The organism is Streptomyces sp. NPDC050564 (genome assembly GCF_044457265.1).
Classification (GTDB): Bacteria; Actinomycetota; Actinomycetes; order Streptomycetales; family Streptomycetaceae; genus Streptomyces.
The window spans coordinates 11,940-29,772 of the sequence record NZ_JBITGS010000019.1 but is presented as its reverse complement, the minus strand read 5'-3'; the positions used below and the strand labels follow the sequence as shown (position 1 = coordinate 29,772).

13 protein-coding genes are annotated in these 17,833 nt (G+C 72.9%); 6 read left to right on the top strand and 7 right to left on the bottom strand.

Annotated features, from left to right (window positions below; genetic code table 11):
• Window positions 1-37: 37 nt before the first annotated feature.
• Window positions 38-2,572, bottom strand: a complete 2,535-nt coding sequence (locus tag ACIBK0_RS28275) for a helicase-associated domain-containing protein (protein ID WP_399085842.1) — start codon at window positions 2,570-2,572, stop codon at window positions 38-40.
• 231 nt (window positions 2,573-2,803) lie between these two features.
• On the opposite strand from ACIBK0_RS28275, the gene ACIBK0_RS28270 reads away from it, so the two are divergent.
• Both ACIBK0_RS28270 and ACIBK0_RS28265 read left to right on the top strand, forming a co-directional pair.
• Complete coding sequence (locus ACIBK0_RS28270) at window positions 2,804-3,784, top strand: hypothetical protein (protein WP_399085839.1); 981 nt, start codon at window positions 2,804-2,806, stop codon at window positions 3,782-3,784.
• Between the two features lie 37 nt (window positions 3,785-3,821).
• Window positions 3,822-4,445 carry an HAD family hydrolase gene (locus tag ACIBK0_RS28265; protein WP_399085836.1) on the top strand — a complete coding sequence of 208 codons (624 nt, stop codon included), beginning with the start codon at window positions 3,822-3,824 and terminating at the stop codon, window positions 4,443-4,445.
• Window positions 4,446-4,490: 45 nt separating this feature from the next.
• Here ACIBK0_RS28265 and ACIBK0_RS28260 read toward each other — a convergent pair whose 3' ends face one another.
• On the bottom strand, window positions 4,491-4,742 hold the full coding sequence (locus tag ACIBK0_RS28260) for a hypothetical protein (protein ID WP_189186196.1): 252 nt from the start codon (window positions 4,740-4,742) through the stop codon (window positions 4,491-4,493).
• Between the two features lie 185 nt (window positions 4,743-4,927).
• Between ACIBK0_RS28260 and ACIBK0_RS28255 the strand changes: the two genes are divergently transcribed.
• A complete protein-coding gene (locus ACIBK0_RS28255; RefSeq protein WP_399085832.1) occupies window positions 4,928-5,311 on the top strand; it encodes a cold-shock protein in 384 nt (127 codons plus the stop codon).
• Between the two features lie 243 nt (window positions 5,312-5,554).
• On the opposite strand, the gene ACIBK0_RS28250 is transcribed toward ACIBK0_RS28255, so the two are convergent.
• From ACIBK0_RS28250 to ACIBK0_RS28235, 4 genes are all read right to left on the bottom strand, one after another.
• The gene (locus tag ACIBK0_RS28250; protein ID WP_399085829.1) at window positions 5,555-6,415 is read right to left on the bottom strand and encodes a 1,4-dihydroxy-6-naphthoate synthase; all 861 of its coding nucleotides are present in this window, start codon (window positions 6,413-6,415) and stop codon (window positions 5,555-5,557) included.
• A complete protein-coding gene (locus ACIBK0_RS28245; protein ID WP_399085826.1) occupies window positions 6,405-7,163 on the bottom strand; it encodes a futalosine hydrolase in 759 nt (252 codons plus the stop codon). Before ACIBK0_RS28245 ends, ACIBK0_RS28250 begins: the two co-directional genes overlap by 11 nt.
• The gene (locus ACIBK0_RS28240; protein ID WP_399085823.1) at window positions 7,133-7,630 is read right to left on the bottom strand and encodes a DUF2771 domain-containing protein; all 498 of its coding nucleotides are present in this window, start codon (window positions 7,628-7,630) and stop codon (window positions 7,133-7,135) included. Before ACIBK0_RS28240 ends, ACIBK0_RS28245 begins: the two co-directional genes overlap by 31 nt.
• Window positions 7,631-7,713: 83 nt before the next feature.
• Window positions 7,714-9,147: an MFS transporter gene (locus ACIBK0_RS28235; RefSeq protein ID WP_399085820.1), complete on the bottom strand. Its 1,434-nt coding sequence runs from the start codon at window positions 9,145-9,147 to the stop codon at window positions 7,714-7,716.
• A 701-nt stretch (window positions 9,148-9,848) separates the two neighbouring features.
• On the opposite strand from ACIBK0_RS28235, the gene ACIBK0_RS28230 reads away from it, so the two are divergent.
• The 3 genes from ACIBK0_RS28230 (at window position 9,849) to ACIBK0_RS28220 (ending at window position 15,365) form a co-directional block, all read left to right on the top strand.
• The gene (locus tag ACIBK0_RS28230) at window positions 9,849-10,775 is read left to right on the top strand and encodes a DUF3027 domain-containing protein (protein WP_399085818.1); all 927 of its coding nucleotides are present in this window, start codon (window positions 9,849-9,851) and stop codon (window positions 10,773-10,775) included.
• A gap of 256 nt (window positions 10,776-11,031) precedes the next feature.
• Entirely contained in the window at window positions 11,032-14,217 is a 3,186-nt protein-coding gene (locus tag ACIBK0_RS28225; RefSeq protein ID WP_399085815.1) for a sacsin N-terminal ATP-binding-like domain-containing protein, read from the top strand.
• Between the two features lie 212 nt (window positions 14,218-14,429).
• Window positions 14,430-15,365, top strand: a complete 936-nt coding sequence (locus ACIBK0_RS28220; RefSeq protein WP_399085812.1) for a hypothetical protein — start codon at window positions 14,430-14,432, stop codon at window positions 15,363-15,365.
• A 15-nt stretch (window positions 15,366-15,380) separates the two neighbouring features.
• Here ACIBK0_RS28220 and ACIBK0_RS28215 read toward each other — a convergent pair whose 3' ends face one another.
• Window positions 15,381-17,780: an HAD-IC family P-type ATPase gene (locus tag ACIBK0_RS28215; RefSeq protein WP_399085809.1), complete on the bottom strand. Its 2,400-nt coding sequence runs from the start codon at window positions 17,778-17,780 to the stop codon at window positions 15,381-15,383.
• Window positions 17,781-17,833: the final 53 nt, after the last annotated feature.

Here is a 17,833-nt window from a genome sequence, read left to right as displayed (position 1 = left end):
ACCGGCCAAACGTCCAGTGTGCCTCAAAGGGCGATGATCACGGCTGGTCGTCCGCCAGCTCCGACACCCCCGTCACGCGGTGCAGTGGATACGTGCGGACTTCGTCAGCGGTGTGGTCGTACGCCGTCACGAAGCCGCCCTCGACGCGGATGGGGGCGATGACGCGCTGGCTGGCGGAGCCCTCGGCGTTGACGTAGCCGATCCAGAGGGACTCGCCGGTGAGGACGGCGGCCTGCATGGTGGCGAGGGTCTCGGCGGAGCTGGTGCGGGGGAGTTCGCCGTTGCCGGGGCGGTCGGTGGCCGGGGCCGGCTTGCGCGGGGTGGTGGAGGCCAGGTCGCCGGCCCGGATGGCGCGGATCGCGGCGCCGAGGAGGGTGGCGTCGGGGACCGGGGGGCCGTCGGGGACGGGCTCGGGGGCACTGCGCGGCGGGGTGCGGTGGGCGTGCGCGCGGGTGATCAGGACGTCGCCCTCGGCGGACTCGGCGGCGGGCGCGAACCCCATGGACCGGAGGCCTTCCAGGAGGGTGGCCGGGTCGGCCTGGGCGGCCAGTACCGTGGGCGCGAGGCGCCGCAGGCGCAGTCCGGCCGAGCGCTTGTCGGCGAGGATCTCGTTCAGCAGCGCGTCGTCGTCGCAGCGGACGTACGCCGACGCCGCGCCGATCCGGAGATGGCCGTGTCTGCGCGCCACGTCGTCGATCAGATACGCGAGCGGCTGCGGTACGGGGGTGCGGGAGTGCGCCGCGAGGAAGGCGTGCAGGTCCGACGCCGAGCGGCCCGCGTCCAGAGCGCGGCGTACCGAGCCCGGCGTGAAGCGGTAGACCGTCGCGCCGCCCTTCGACTCCACGTCCGCGAGGACGCCGAGCGTGTCGGCCAGCGGGCGCTCCAGGGGGCCCGGCGCGACCGCGGTGAGGTCCGCCTGAAGGAGGACGTGGTCCAGCGGCTCGGGGAGGAGCGGGGCGAGCAGCCGGGCTGCCCGGGCGGCGGCCGCGGCCCGCTCGGCGGGGGAGTGCGGAGCTTCGGGGAGCGGGTGGTGCCGCTTGTGGACGGGGAGCTTGTCGCCGGGGCCGACGGAATCGGTGTCCAGGGCGCTCGCCGGCGGGAACCCGAGCAGAGCCCGCCCCTGGGCGGACAGCGCCCCGCGGCCCGTGATCCCCAGCAGCTCCGCCTCGGACAGGGTCCAGCGGGCCAGCCGGGTGCGCAGGTCGTCCGTGGTGTCCTGAGGGCCCCGCAAGGGACGCTCCCAGTGGAGGCGGGCGAGAACGGAGTCCTCGGCGGGGGAGGCGCCCTCGGGGAGCGCGGCGAGGAAGGCGAGCACGCGGTGGCGGACCTCCGGCGCGGCGGAACGGTCGAGGCCGGGGCCCAGCGCCGACAGCGTACGGTCCTTCGCGTCCCGCCCCCCGACCAGGCCCGCCGTGCGGGTCGCGGCCAGCCACGCCGAGGCGAGCCGCGCCCAGCGCTCGGCGGCGGGCAGCTCCAGCCACTCGTCGTACGCGGGCGTCGCCGCGTATCGCTCGTCGGCCTCACCGTCCGACGCCAACAGGCCCGCCGCGTAGGCGAGTTCCACCCAGAACGCGGCCACCGGCTCCACCGCGTCGAGCGCCACCGCCGTCCGCTTCAGATCCCGCACGCTCAGCCCGCCCGCGCGCAGCACGGCCGGACCGCCCTCGTGCCAGTCCTTGAGCAGCTCCTCGATCGTCGCCAGCGCCGTGTACGCCTGGCCCGCGGCCGCGGCGTCCACAACCTGTGGACGGTGCGTCCGCGCGGGCTCGACGGCCGGAGGCGCCGGCTCCGTCACCCGGTGCGCGCGGCCCGCCCGCAGGTGCAGGGCGACCTCCCGGGGCAGTACCACCGTGCCGGGCGCCGTCGGCAGCAGCAGCCCGCGGTCGATCAGCCAGCGCAGATGGCGCGCCGGGGCCGCCGTCACCTGGCCGTACGGCGGTCCCCACACCAGCCGGGACAGCACATCCACCGAGTCGGCGGGGGCGTCGTCGAGGAGCGCCGCCATGCGGGCGCGGTCCGTGAAGAGGGTGGCCAGCGCCGCCACGGCGGACACCGAGTCGTGGGTGGTCGCCAGCCCCGCCGCCGCCACGATCTCCTGGATGCGCCCCGGGGACAGGCCCGCCGTCGCCTCCGCGACGGTCGGTCCGAGCCCCGTCGGGGACGGGTGCTGCGGGGACGGGGCGAGCAGCTCCCGGGCCGTCCGCAGCAGCCGGAGGCGGCCGTCGGGGCCCCACACCAGGGCCTGCTCGCGGAGCGTGCCGAGCGCGCGCGGGAACGCCGCCGTGACCGCCGGGTCGGCGTCGTCGCCCGCCACCAGCCCGAGCAGCTCGTCGTACGTCGCCGGGTCCGACGCCACGGCCAGCGCCTCCGCCGTCTGCAGGGCGAAACGGTCCAGGCGCTCCAGGGCGCGGACGACCGAGGCGCGGGTGCCTGCGCGGGTGGCGAGCTGGGTGAGGTCCGTGGGGACGGGGGTGATCAGGTCCGGGCGGGACCTGAGGAGCGCGGACAGTGAGGCGTCGTCCCGCGCGCGGAGGGCTTCCGCCAGGGAACGCGGAGCGGTCTCGGTGCTCATCCTGTCAACGGTAGCGGGTGGGGTGCGGCTGGGGTGTTGTTCGCCCCCTCCGCCCCCGCCCGTCCCGGACCAGCCCTTCGGCTGCGGGTGGGCGGGGGCCGGTCGCGCGGTTCCCCGCGCCCCTTCAGGGCGCAGCCCCCGGGTACGGAACGGGTGGGGACGGAAGGGGCGGAAAACCCGGTACCTTCGTCAGCGCGGGGTATTCAACGCGTGCACCCCGGAGGGGACTTCGTGGGGATCGAGAGCGACCAGCTGGTCTTCGACTACCTGAGCCGGGTCGGCGACCTGGCCCAGCAGCGCCAGCTGCCGTCCGCGACCCGCATGAGGCTGGTGTCGGAGCTGCGCAACGAGATCGACCGCCGCAGGGCGAAGACGACCGTCGACAGTCCGGCCGCCGTCCGCCGCATCCTCGCCCGCCTCGGCACCCCCGACGAGATCGTCACGGCGGCCGGCCGGGGCGGCGACGACGCGGCGCCCGGGACGCAGACGTGGGCCGCCGTTCCCGCCCAGCGCGCCACCGAGCCGGAGCCCCGCCCCAAGGGCCTGCGCCGCGTTGTGCCGAGGCCGCGCCCCGCGGAGCCGGAACCCGCCGAGAACCTCGACGCCCCCTCCCCGCCGCACCTCGCGAGCGCGCAGGAACTCGGCGACAGCGCCACGCAGCCGGACTGGTGGCGCGTGGACAGCAGCCCGTTCGGGCTCGACGACAGCGTGCCGGGATTCGTCGGAGGCGTGGAGATCCCCGAACTCCTCAAGCGGCCGACCGAGCGCAAGCCGGACGAGGAGGCGCAGCCACCGAAGGACACGGTTCCGGAGAAGGAGCCGGAGGCCGAGGAGGAGACGGGCCGGGCCCCGCGCCGCCTCCTGCCCCGCCTCAGCGGCTGGAGCAACCCCCTCCTCCTGCTCGCCGCCGCACTCCTGGTCGCCGGCGCCGTCCTCGGCAACTGGTTCGCCCTGGGCCTCGGCTGGCTGATCGCCTACGGCTCGCGCCGGCTGACCCCCGCCGAGTCGAAGTGGGCGGTCCTCGTACTGCCCGGCCTGGCCGCCACGGCCGGCCTCGTCTGGCTCTGGGGCCGCACGAACGGCCGCTGGGGCGCCCCCATCGCCGAGGGCCACATGAACGACGCCCTCACCGAGACCTGGCCCTGGGTCGTCCGCGGCGCAGCCGTGACCTCCGCCCTCTACCTGGTCTGGCGCTCCCAGCGCCAACGCTGACCGGCGGACCGCCCCCGCCTCGCGGACGCTGGGCACAATGGCCCATATGACTTCCCCCGCGCTGACCGTCGGCTTCGACCTCGACATGACCCTGATCGACTCCCGCCCCGGTATTCAGGCCTGCTACCAGGCGCTTTCCGCGCGGACCGGGACGTACATCGACTGCGATCTGGTGGTCGCGCGGCTCGGGCCGCCGCTGGAGGACGAGCTCGTCAACTGGTTCCCGGCGGAGGACGTCGCCGCCGTCGCGGATGTCTACCGTGAGATGTACCCCACATACGCCATCACCGGCACGCTCGCGATGCCCGGCGCCCGGGAGGCGGTCGCGGCCGTGCGGGCGGCGGGCGGGAGCGCCGTCGTCGTCACGGCGAAGTGGGAGCCCAACGCCAAGCTGCATCTGGTGCATCTGCGCATCGACGCGGACGCGGTCATCGGCAACCTGTGGGCCGAGCAGAAGGCGGAGGCGCTGCGCGAGCACGGCGCGAGCGTGTACGTCGGCGACCACACCGGAGACGTACGCGGCGCCCACACGGCGGGCGCGTATTCCGTCGCCGTGGCCACCGGACCGTGCGACGCCGCGGAGCTCCGCGCGGCGGGCGCGGACGTCGTCCTCGCCGATCTCACGGAATTTCCGGCGTGGCTGGAGGAGTACCGGCGTTAGTCCGCGCCGGGGCGACCGCCCCGGCGCGCGCGAGGACCTGCCGTTCTAGCCCCGCGCCGCGCGCGCCCGGCGGCGGCCCTCCGCGATGGACTGGAGCACCCCGGCGCCGGCCATCAGGAATCCGACACCCATGAGCATGCTCAAGCCGAACATGTATGTCGGAAAAGGAGTCGTACCGAGCAGCAGTGGTGCCACGGTGACCAGAGTGGCCACGGCTCCGATGAAGAACACGATGGCACCGGCACGGATCAGCCGGTCACCGGCTTCGGCGGAATTCGCTTGGGTTTTGTCACGCACCGGACCAGGGTAGTTCCCTGCGCGAAGGAACAATCCAGCGACGTCTTGTCACCAGCCGCCGGACCATTAGCCTTGGTACCGGCGGGTCAGACGACCCGCTGTAGTGCTATCCAGAGCCGTTTCCGGGCCAGTTGCCCGCGCAGTTTTCAGAGCAGTTTCCGACGAGTACGAGGACGAGGACAGACGTGCCTACCGGCAAGGTCAAGTGGTTCAACAGCGAGAAGGGCTTCGGCTTTCTCTCCCGCGACGACGGCGGCGACGTCTTCGTTCATTCCTCGGTCCTGCCCGCCGGAGTCGAAGCTCTCAAGCCCGGCCAGCGCGTGGAGTTCGGCGTCGTCGCCGGTCAGCGTGGTGACCAGGCGCTTTCGGTGACCATCCTGGACCCGACCCCGTCTGTCGCGGCCGCGCAGCGCCGCAAGCCGGACGAACTGGCCTCCATCGTCCAGGACCTGACGACCCTCCTCGAAAACATCACGCCGATGCTGGAGAAAGGCCGTTACCCCGACAAGGCCTCCGGCAAGAAGATCGCGGGCCTGCTGCGAGCCGTCGCCGACCAGTTGGACGTCTAGTCGCGTCCGGGACCCCTCCAGGGCCCTGTCGTCAAACTCCCACCTGTCCCGCGGGCGGACGACAGGAGTTCGACGGGACCTGGTGCCGGGGGGGGGGGGGGGGGGGGGGCGGCGGGGGGGGGCGGAGGGGGGGGGGGGGGGGGGGGGCCGGCCCCCCCCGGGCGGGGGGGGGGGGGGCGGCCCGCGCCGCCCCCCCCCCCCCCCCCCCCCCCCCCCCCCCCCCCCCCCCCCCCCCCCCCGGCACTAGGGGAACGCGAGCGCATCCGGGCCGAGGGGCGGCACCAGCCCCTCGGCCGCCGCACGTGTGAGCAGTCCGCGGATGGCGGCGTACCCGTCGTCGCCGAGCTCGGCGGTGAACTCGTTGACGTACAGGCCGATGTGCTGGTCCGCGACCTTCGGATCCATCTCCTGGGCGTGTTCCAGGACGTAGGGGCGGGAGGCCTCGGGGTCGTCCCAGGCGGCGTGCACCGAGGCGCGGGTCGCCTCGGCGAGGGCCCGCAGCCGCTCCTCGCCCAGTGAGCGCTTGGCGATGATCGCGCCGAGCGGGATGGGCAGCCCGGTCGTCCGCTCCCAGTGCTCACCCATGTCGGCGAGCTTGTGCAGTCCGTAGTTCTGGTACGTGAAGCGCGCCTCGTGGATGACGAGCCCGGCGTCCACCTTCCCGTCCCGCACGGCCGGCATGATCTCGTGGAACGGCATGACCACGATCTCGCCGACCCCGCCGGCCACGACGTCCGCGGCCCACAGCCGGAAGAGAAGGTAAGCGGTCGACTTCTCGCTGGGCACGGCGACCGTACGCCCCGTGAGGTCCGCGTCGGCGTCGCGGGTGAGCACCAGGGGCCCGCAGCCCCGCCCCAGCGCGCCGCCGCACGGCAGCAGCGTGTAGGCGTCGAGGATGTACGGCAGGACGGCGTACGACACCTTCAGCACATCGAACTCGCCGCGCTCGGCCATGCCGTTGGTGATGTCGATGTCCGCGAAGGTGACGTCGAGCGCGGGCGCGCCCGGCACTCGGCCGTGGGCCCAGGCGTCGAAGACGAAGGTGTCGTTCGGGCAGGGCGAGTACGCGATCTGCAGGGGCTCGGGCAGCTTCTCAGGGCTCATGTGGGTTCCAACTCTCCAGTACGGGTGCGAGCTTCCCGAAACCCTCGGTGAGAGCGGCGAGAGCGTCGCCGATGCGCCAGGCGGCGCGGTCGCGCGGGCCGACGGGGTTGGAGACCGCGCGGAGCTCGAGGACGGGCACACCATGAGCCGCGGCCGCCTCGGCGACCCCGAACCCCTCCATCGCCTCGGCGAGGGCACGAGGGTGCCGGGCGCGCAGCTCGGCGGCGCGGGCGGCGGTGCCGGTCACGGTGGAGACGGTGAGCACCGTCCCGGCGCGTCCACCCGTGGCCGCGGCGATCGCTCGTACGAGTGAATCCGGTGGACGGTGGCTGACGGTTCCGAAGCCGAGTCCGGTGACGGGGACGAAGCCGTCCGCGGTGTCCGCGCCCAGATCGGCCACGGTGATGTCGTCGGCGACGACGAGCGAACCGACAGGGGCGTGGGGCTGGAAGCCGCCGGCGATGCCGGCCGAGACGACCAGGTCGTACGGTTCACCGCCGATCTCGGCCGCCGTGAGCGCCGAGGCGGTGGAGGCGGCAGCGAGAGCGGGGCCGACGCCGGCGGCGAGCAGATCGAACCGGGGTGCCCTGCCCGCTCGGTGGAGCGTCACGCCGGGGAGCGGGACCTCACGGGGCGGGCCCGCGAACGCCCCGGCCACCGCGTCCCGTTCGACCGGGACAGCGGTGGCCACGAGGACACGTACTGCGGAAGACGTGGTCAGGAGTCCTTCTTGAGCTTGAAGGACCACAGACCGGTGACCGTCTTCTCGCCCTCCTTGATGGAGACGAGCGTGGAGTTGCCGCTGGCGCCGTACTGCGCGTTGAAGAACACGCTGCCCGGGATCGTGCGGTACGTCTTGTTGCTTGAGTCGGTCAGCGGCTGACCGTTCATCAGGATCGTCCAGCCGTTGTCCGCGATCTTCGGGTCCACGCCGAACCGCACGGTCTCGTCGGGGTCGACCTTGATGGACTTGATGTCCTTGGACTTCAGGCAGCTCGCCAGCTCCGCGGTCGACACCGCCTTGCCGTCGTTGTAGCAGTCGGTCTCGGAGCTCACCGAGTTCTTGCCGACCGTGATGGTGGCCAGCGGCGTCGGCTTTTCACAGGCGGACAGGACGAGAAGTCCGGCGGATACCGTGCCGACGACGGCAACGGCGCGACGGCGGCGCGCAGCGCTGAGTCCATTAGCGGCTCTGCCGCGGGGCAGGGATGTCATGGCGGAAGGCTATCGGGCAGGCCCAGCGCTCTCCCCACGTGGGGTACGGCGTGCCGTGCCGTGCCCCCGCCTGGCCGCCCGGCTCAGGCCACCCGGGGCCGCGCGGCTCCCCCGTGCCGCGCCGAGCTCAGCAGCCCCCGTACGGTCGTCAGCCACCCAGCGGCGACGATCGCGGCGGCCACGGACAGCCCGAGCGTGCCGTTGAGCGGCAGCACGATGCCGATGCCGCCGCCGATGACCCAGGCCATCTGCAGCAACGTCTCGGAGCGGGCGAAGGCGGACGTGCGGACGAGCTCCGGGACGTCCCGCTGGATCAGCGCGTCCAGGGACAGCTTGGCGAGGGCCTGGGCGAACCCGGCGACCGCGGTGAGACACGCCACGAGGGCCGCCCCGAAGAACAGGGCGGCGATGATCGCGGTCCCCAGCACGAACGCCACGACCGTCACGATGATGATCTCGGGAGCGCGCTGTTTCAGCCAGGCTCCGACCGCGGTGCCGAGCGCGTTGCCCGCGCCCGCCGAGACGCCCACTATCCCCAGCGAGACCGCCGCGCTCTCGCCGGTGAGCGGGTGCTCGCGCAGCAGGAAGGCGAGGAAGAAGATCAGGAAGCCGGACAGACAGCGCAGGGACGCGTTGGCGCCGAGCGCGTGCGTGACGGCCGTGCCGACGGTCCGCAGCCCGGGCCGGCGCACCTTCTTCTTGATCAGCTGCGGCCCGTGCAGATGCTCCTCGTCCGCGGCGAGCAGCGCCCTGTCCTCGCCCTTGGCCGAGTCGACCTTGTGCGGCAGCGTGAACGACAGGAACGTACCCGCGATGAAGATCGCGAAGGCGCCGTAGAGCGGATAGCGCGGGCCGAGCACCTGCAGCCCCGCCCCGATCGGCGCGGCGACGCCGGTGGCGAGGAGCCCGCCGAGGGTGACCCGGGAGTTCGCCTTCACCAGGGAGAACCCGGGCGGCAGCAGTCGCGGCACGACAGCACTGCGTACCACCCCGTACGCCCTGGACGCGACCAGCACCCCTAGCGCCGCCGGATACAGCTCGATGCCGCCGGTGACGACCGCGCTGGAGAGCAGCAGCGCGAGGAAGGCCCGGGCGAGCATCGCGCTCGCCATGGCGGCGCGGCGGCCATGCGGGAGGCGGTCGAGGAGGGGGCCGATCACGGGGGCGAGGAGGGCGAAGGGCGCCATGGTGATCGCGAGGTACAGGGCGACGCGGCCGCGGGCCTCGTCGGTCGGGACGGAGAAGAAGACGGTGGAGGCGAGGGCGACGGTGATCATGACGTCTCCGGCGCCGTTCACCGCGTGCAGCTCGATCAGCTTGCCGAGCCCCGACTCACCGGCCCCGTGCGCGTGCGTCGCCTTGCGGATCCCGCGCGCCGTCCCCGTCACCGGGAGGTGCAGGGCGCGCCCGACCGCACGGACGGACCCGCTCACCCGGCCCGATCCGCCACTCCGACTGCTCCCCTTGGCACCGCCACCGACTCTGGTGGCTCCCTGGGGCGCCCTTGCGGCTGCCACTCCGTCATAGTGCCCCGAGATGGGGGTGCGTAGTGCGGTTACCGCGCGTATGGGGGCCGAGTCGGGCGGGGCGGGATGCCGGGGTGTACTCCGGCGATGCCCTTGCTGGAAGCCTTGCGGGGTGCACGACGGGGGCGCACTTTGGGGGGCGCACGTCGTGGGCGCGCGTTGGCGCGTCGGGGGCGCATGTTGGGACGAGGGTCGTGGGTGTACGTCGGGGACGAATGTCGTGGGTGACGTCGGGGACGAGTGTCGGGGGTGTACGTCGTGAGCGCACGTCGGCGGCGAGCGCCGTGGGCGTATGCCGGGGACGAGCGTCCGGGCGGAGCTCGGGGGACGGACCGAGTCGGGTGGCCGGGCGGGAAAAACGGCGCGGAGCGCCGAAAAAAATCGCCGCGGAGGGGCGAAGAGCGTGCGCGGAGCGGCGAAGACCCGGCCGCGGAGCGGCGGAAAGCCCGGCGCGGAGCGCAGAAGAGCCCCGCCGGTGTGGGCCCAGGGGCCAGGAGAAGGTAGCGTGCGTAACGCGCCTGCGGCGATTGTTCTCGGCCGCGCGCCTCTCGGCCATCCCGCAGAATGGATGACGTAGGTGCGCCCGAGTGCGATCGGGCGCGGACGTCGACGCGGTCCCCTGGTCCGCTCCGTCCGCACCCCCGCCGAGAAACGGCGCACCCGTGAGACGGCGTAGGAGAGAAGCGATACCTGTGAGCGCAGCGACAACGCGAAGCCGCACCCCCGACCGCCTGTGCGCCGAGGCCGTCGACCTCGCCCGCGCCGCCGCCGAGGAGGCCGCCGCACCCGGCATCGTCGGCGAGCACGTAGGGCTGGTCTCCGAGGGGGACCGTGTTGTCACGCACTTCTTCGAGTGCAAGGAGCTGGGCTACCGCGGCTGGCGCTGGGCGGTGACCGTGGCCCGTGCCTCCCGCGCGAAGTTCGTGACGCTCGACGAGACGGTCCTGCTGCCCGGCCCCGACGCCCTCCTGGCCCCCGAGTGGGTGCCGTGGAGCGAGCGGCTGCGGCCCGGTGACATGGGGCCGGGGGACCTGCTGCCCACGGACGCCGAGGATCTTCGCCTCGAGCCCGGTTTCACCGGCGAGGACGAGCCGCCGCCGAACTCGCCCGTCTCCCGGGAGATGGCCGAGCTGGTGGAGGCGGAGGACGCGGAGGTCGCGGGCGGGAGGCCGGCGACGCTGCCGGTTGCGCCTCGACGTGGCTCGATCGCCGCCGTGGCGGAGGAGCTGGGGTTGCGCCGTGCGCGCGTCCTGTCCCGGTACGGGCTGCATGTCGCGGCCGATCGGTGGGAGGAGGGGTACGGCCCGAAGACCGCGATGGCGCAGGCCGCGCCCGCGTCGTGCGTCAGCTGTGGCTTCCTCAACCCCATCGGGGGCTCGCTCGGACAGGCGTTCGGTGTCTGTGCCAATGAGTTCTCGCCCGCGGACGGGCACGTGGTCTCCCTTTCGTACGGCTGCGGTGGTCACTCCGAGGCCGCGGTCATGCCGAAGCCTCCGCGTCCGGCCGCGCCGGTGATCGACGAAACCCGGGTGGACCCCTTCCCCCTGCGCCCCTCCCCGGATTCCGGTTCGGTCTCGATCACGACGGACGAGTCCTCAGCGGAACTGGGCCACTCGTAGCCCGGCGTTTTCTCGCCCCCTCCGCCCCTGTCCGGGGGCGCCGGGAACTGCGCGATCTTTTTTGAGCGGGGGTCTGGGGGCGGCAGCCCCCAGGGACGGGCAGGGGCGGAGGGGGCGAAAGACCCTGGCGCCCGCACCGGCGCAGGGTGCCCTGCGAGGGAGAGCCCCGGCCGGAGGCCGGTCCGGCGCGCGGTACCTTCATGCCGCGGCCGAGCGCAGCACTCGCGGTCGCGCCAGGCGAGAGGGAGAGTGAACCGTGAGCAAGTTCGTGCGGCCGGCAGCCGAGGGCGCGGACCCGTTCGGGACGGCGCGCCTGCGACGCGGCGTGCTGGACGCCTGGGCGACCAGCCCGGCGCGGTTCCGCGAGGACGCCAACGCCGAGGAGGACCTCGTCCTCGGCGGCTACCGGGACCGACTCGTCGTCGAGCTGGCCCAGAACGCGGCCGACGCGGCGGCAAGGGCCGGCGTCCCCGGCCGCCTCCACCTCACCCTCCGCGACGACGTACTCGTCGCGGCGAACACCGGCGCCCCGCTCGACGCGACCGGCGTCGAATCGCTCTCCACGCTCCGCGCCTCCGCCAAACGCGACGCGCACGACACGGCGATCGGCGCCGTCGGCCGTTTCGGCGTCGGTTTCGCCGCCGTGCTGGCCGTCACCGACGAGCCTGCCGTCGTCGGGCGGCACGGCGGCGTCCGCTGGTCCCTCGCCGAGGCTCGCGAGCTGGCGGGGGACACCGCCCGCCACAGCCCGGGACTCGGGGACGAGATCCGCCGGCGGGACGGTCATGTGCCCCTGCTCCGGCTGCCGTTCGCGGCCGAGGGCACCGCCCCGGACCCGTACGACACCGTCGTGATCATGCCCCTGCGGGACCTCGCCGCCCAGGATCTCGCCGAGCGCCTCCTGCAGAACATCGACGACGCCCTGCTGCTCGCCCTGCCGGGCCTTGAGGAAGTGGTCATCGAGATCGGGAACGCGGAGGTACGCACTCTCCGGCGCCGTACCGAGGAGCACGGCGTCACCCTCGAGGACTCCCGCGAGGGCACCACCCGCTATCGCACCATCTCCCGCCACGGCCCCCTCGAGCCCGCCCTCCTTGCCGACCGTCCGGTCGAGGAGCGGCTGCGCCCGCACTGGTCCGTGACCTGGGCCGTGCCCGTGGACAGCGGCGACGGCACCCCGGGCCGCCCCCGCACCAGCCCCGTCGTGCACGCACCCACGCCCAGCGACGAGCCGCTCGGCGTGCCCGCCCTGCTCATCGCCTCCTTCCCGCTCGACACCACCCGCCGCCACGCCGCCCCCGGCCCGCTCACCGACTTCCTGGTGGAGCGCGCGGCGGACGCGTACGCCGAACTGCTGGCCGCCTGGCGTCCGGTGGACGCCGCGATCATCGACCTCGTGCCGGGCCCGCTCGGCAAGGGCGAGCTGGACGGCGGCCTGCGCCAGGCGATCCTGGACCGGCTGCCGCGCACCGCCTTCCTGCCGCCCGCCATCGAGCCGGACCACGCCCCGGACACCCCCACCGAATGGCTCGAGACCAGCGCCGCGGAGAACCCGGCCGCCCTGCGCCCCCGTGACGCCGAGGTCGTCGAGGGCGCCGGAGCCGAGACCGTCCGCGTCCTCGCCGAGGTGCTGCCCAGCCTGCTGCCCGCCGGGCTCGAACGCCGGGTGGAGCTCCGGACGTTGGGGGTCGCGCGGGTGCCCCTCACGGAGGCCGTGGACCGCCTCGCCGGTCTCGAGAAGGACCCGACCTGGTGGCGGAGTCTCTACGACAGCCTCGCCGGGGTCGACCCCGACCGGCTCTCCGGCCTGCCCGTGCCGCTCGCCGACGGGCGTACGACCATCGGCCCCCGGCAGGTTCTGCTGCCGGTTCCCGACGGGCCCACCCCCGACGACACCTGGGCCGCCACCTCCGACTCCCTCGCCCGCCTCGGCCTCAAGGTCGCCCACCCGGACGCCGCTCACCCGCTCCTGGAGAAGCTGGGCGCCCTCCCGGCCACGCCCCGCGCCGTGCTCACCACCCCGCAGGTGCGCGCCGCCGTCGCCGCCTCGCTCGACGACGACGGCGGGGCGTGGGACGAGGACGCGCCGGACGCCGAGGAGCTGGCCGACACCGTGCTCGCGCTGGTCCGCGACGCCGGCCTGGAACCCGGCGACGAGCCCTGGCTCGGCGCCCTCGCCCTCCCGGACGACGAGGGCGAACTCGCGCCCGCGGGTGAACTGGTACTGCCCGGCAGCCCGTTCGCGCAGGTCATGCGTGAGGGTGAACTCGCCTTCATCGACGCCGAGTTGGCCGACCGCTGGGGCGAACAGCCGCTCGCGGCCTGTGGCATCCTCGCCAACTTCGCCCTCGTACGCTCCACCGATCTCGTCCTCGACCCGGACGAACTGGAGCCCCGGGACTCCGACTTCGCCGAACCCGACGACGCGGGCCTGCTGGACGCCGTCGACGTGTGGTGCGAGGACGTCCTCGACCGGCTGCCGGACACGCCGGTGCCGCCGGTCGCCACCGAGATCGTCGCCGTACGGGACCTGGACCTGGTGGACGACGAGCGGTGGCCGCAGGCCCTCGCGCTGCTCTCGCAGCCGCCGCTGCGGGACGCGCTGACCCAGCCGGTGCGGATCCTGCTGCCCGACGGCACGCACGAGATCGTCCGGCCGTACACCGCCTGGTGGCTGCGCGGCCATCCCGTCCTCGACGGCCGCCGGCCCGCCGGACTGCGCGCCGAGGGCGGCGACCCGCTCCTGCACGGCCTGTACGACGCCGCCGACGCCACCGGCTTCGACGACGAGCAGGTGCTGCGGGCGCTCGGCGTCCGCACCTCGGTGGCCGCCCTCCTCGCCGAACCCGGCGGCGCCGCCGAGCTCCTCGACCGGCTCGCCGACCCCGACCGGAAGGTCTCGGGCGCCCAACTGCACGCCCTCTACGGCGCGTTGGCCGACCTCGACCCCGAGCAGGTGACCCTGCCGGACGAGGTGCGGGCCGTCGTCGACGGTGAGGTGCGCGTGGTGGACGCGATCGACGCCGTGGTCGTCGACTCGCCCGACCTGCTGCCCTTCACCGGCGGGGTGCCGCTGCTCCCCGTACGGCCGTCGCGTGCTGCCGAGCTCGCCGAGCTGTTCCAGGTGCGGCGGCTGAGTGACTCCGTCACCGGGGACGTGGACTCCGAGGGCACCGAACACGACGTACCGGACTCCGTGCGGGTCCTGCTGGGGCCGTCCACCCCGAGCTCGTACGTCGAACACGAGGAGCTCATCGTCGAGGGCACCGAACTCGACTGGCGGCGCACCCGGGACGGCGTGCTGCACGCCGCCACCCTGGAGGGCGTCGCGGCCGGACTCGCCTGGGCGGCGGGACAGTGGCCGCGCCGCTTCGAGGTCGCGGCCCTCCTGGAGGACCCGTCCCGCACGGAGGAACTGGCACGGGACCGCTGGTTCGACTGACCCGGCCGCCGGGGAGGTGGGAGGGGCTCCCTCTCACCTTCCTGTGATCTTGTTAATCCGCGCACAAAATCTTCATCTCCCGTACAACCATCCGTATTCGTGGCGGATCTGATCTCCCGAGTCAACAGACTCCACGATCATTTGGGCCCCGTGCGACGACGAGCCGTGAGGTACGACCAGCACCGGGGCCCCTTTCTCCACTTGGGGATCGCATGCGCATACGTGCCACCGTGGCCGCCGTCTCCGGCGCCCTGGCCCTCTCCGCCCTCGCCGTGCCGGGCGCCCACGCCGCCGACTCCGCCTCCTCCGACCGCGCCGCGGTCACCAAGGCGCAGGAAGTCGCCCACGCCGCCGTCGGCAAGACCGCGTTCAGCACCTCCACCGCCGCCGACACCGGCACGCCGTACGCCCTCGACGCCACCTTCTCCAACGTCAAGGTGAACGGTGGCGCGGCGATCAAGGTCGGCATCAGCAACCACGTCGCCGTCCCGGTCACCTACACGATGACCCACGGCGCCGACGTCGACATCACCGCCGACGACTTCTACACCGCCCCCTACCTCTACAAGGGCTCGTTCGACGCGCCGGACAACATGCTGTTCGGTGACTACGACGCGACCTGCACGGCCACCTCGTCGACCGTCGCCACCTGCAAGGGCAACGTCGACATCTACCCGGCCGACGGCGAGCTGATCAACTCGGACGCCGGCACCTGGCACGCCGCGGCCCTGGCCGTCGCCTACAACGGCGAGGACTGGACCAGCGACGACATCAACTGGGACAACGTCGGCATCGCCGACCAGGGCGGCTTCACCTCCCCGAACGTGCAGCGCTACTCCAAGCTGACGGTCAACGCCTCGCCGGAGCCGGTGAAGAAGGGCAGCACCATCACGGTCACGGGCAAGCTGTCCCGCGCCAACTGGGAAGACAACCTGTACCACGGCTACACCAACCAGTCGGTGAAGCTGCAGTTCCGCAAGAAGGGCAGCACCACCTACACGACGCTGAAGACGATCACGTCGGACTCGACCGGCAACCTGAAGACGACCACGACGGCCACCGTCGACGGTTACTTCCGCTACAGCTTCGCGGGCACCTCGACCACCCCGGCGGTCAACGCCACGGGTGACTACGTCGACGTGCAGTAACCCGTGCGGTAACCCCTACGCGGGAAAGCGGCGGTCGACCCACTTCCACAGGAACTCCAGGGTGGCCGCCGCCACCGCCGAGACGCCCACCGCGATCCACGGCATCGTCGTGCCGACCAGCTTGAGCGCGAAGAAGTGCTGCAGGCCCGGCACCATGAGCACCAGCAGGAACGCCCCGCCCATCGCGGCGACGAGGCAGATCCGCCACCAGGTGTAGGGCCGGGCGATGATCGCGAGCACCCACATCGAGATCAGGAAGAGCGTCAGTGTCGCGGCGCTGGTCTCCGCGTCCAGCGCGCCCTCGCCCGTGTAGTAGTGACGGGCGAGCAGATACGTCACGAAGGTGGCCAGCCCGGCGATGACCCCGCCCGGGATCGAGTACCGCATCACGCGTCGTACGAAGTGGGGTTTCGCGCGCTCCTTGTTGGGGGCGAGCGCCAGGAAGAACGCCGGGACACCGATCGTGAGCGTCGACAGCAGCGTCAAGTGCCGTGGCAGGAACGGGTATTCGACCTGCCAGCACACCACCAGGATGGCCAGCAGCACCGAGTAGACCGTCTTCACCAGGAAGAGGGTCGCGACCCGGGTGATGTTCCCGATGACCCTGCGGCCCTCCGCGACCACCGAGGGCAGCGTCGAGAAACTGTTGTTGAGAAGGACGATCTGGGCCACCGCCCGGGTGGCCTCCGAGCCCGAGCCCATCGAGACACCGATGTCGGCGTCCTTCAGGGCGAGCACGTCGTTCACGCCGTCGCCCGTCATCGCCACCGTGTGTCCGCGCGACTGCAGCGCGCCCACCATGTCCCGCTTCTGCTGCGGGGTGACCCGCCCGAACACCGTGCCCTTGTCCAGCGACTTCGCCATCTCCTCCCGCTCGTCGGGGAGGTGGCGCGCGTCCACGACGGAGCCGGTGAGCCCGAGCTTCCCGGCCACCGCGCCCACCGACACCGCGTTGTCGCCGGAGATGACCTTCGCCTTGACCTCCTGCTCGGCGAAGTAGTTCAAGGTGTCCGCCGCGTCCGGGCGCAGCCGCTGCTCGAGGACGACGAGGGCGGTGGGCCGGGCGCCCTTCTTGACCTCCGGGGCGTCGAGGTCCTTGGTGGCCCGGGCGAGCAGCAGCACCCGCAGCCCGGCCTCGTTCAGCCGCTCGGTCTCGGCGAGCGCGGAATCTCCGGCGGGCAGCAGCACGTCGGGGGCGCCGAGGAGCCACGTACTGGATTCCCCGTTCCCCTCGCTGAAGGACGCCCCGCTGTACTTGCGGGCCGAGGAGAAGGGCAGCGACTCGGTGCAGCGCCACTCCTCGCTGTCCGGGTAGGCGGCGATGATCGCCTGGAGCGAGGCGTTCGGCCGCGGGTCCGACTCGCCGAGCGCGCCGAGGACTCTGCGTATGTACGACTCGTCGGTGCCCTGAAGCGGCCGCAGCTCGGTGACGTCCATGCCGCCCTCGGTGAGGGTGCCGGTCTTGTCGAGACACACGGTGTCGACGCGGGCGAGCCCCTCGATGGCGGGAAGTTCCTGCACGAGGCACTGTTTCCGGCCAAGCCGGATGACGCCTATCGCGAAGGCGACGGAGGTGAGCAGGACCAGCCCCTCCGGAACCATCGGCACGATCCCGCCGACCGTCCGCGCGATGGAGTCCTTGAGGCCGTGCTGCTTGACCACGAGCTGGCTGATGATCAGACCGATCGCGGTCGGGATCATCATCCACGTCACGTATTTGAGGATCGTGGAGATACCGGTCCGCAGCTCGGAGTGGACCAGCGTGAAGCGTGAGGCCTCCTCGGCGAGCTGCGCCGCGTACGCCTCCCGCCCCACCTTCGCCGCGGTGAACGCGCCTCCGCCCGCGACCACGAAGCTGCCCGACATCACCTGGTCACCGGGGTGCTTGACCACCGGATCGGCCTCACCGGTGAGCAGCGACTCGTCGATCTCCAAGCCGTCGGCCTCGGCGCAGGTGCCGTCCACGACGATCTTGTCACCGGGGCCGATCTCGATCAGGTCCCCGAGCACGATCTCCGACGTACTGACCTCGGCGGCGACCCCGTCCCTGCGCACGGTCGGTTTCGCCTCGCCGATCACCGCGAGCGAGTCCAGGGTCTTCTTGGCCCGCCACTCCTGGATGATGCCGATCCCGGTGTTGGCGATGATCACGTACCCGAACAGGCTGTCCTGGAACGGCGCCACGAACAGCATGACCAGCCAGAGCACACCGATGATCGCGTTGAACCGGGTGAAGACGTTGGCGCGGACGATCTCGCCCATCGAGCGGCTGCTGCGCACGGGGACGTCGTTCACCTCGCCACGCGCGACCCGTTCGGCCACCTCGGCGGCGGACAACCCCTCCGACCGCCGGGAGGCGGGAAGGGGCACGGGGTGAACGGGATCGAGTTCGGCGCCCGCGTCGATGTGCGTCATGCATTCGACGGTACGTGCGGATATACGGCTTCACCTGCCGAGTGCCCCAAAGA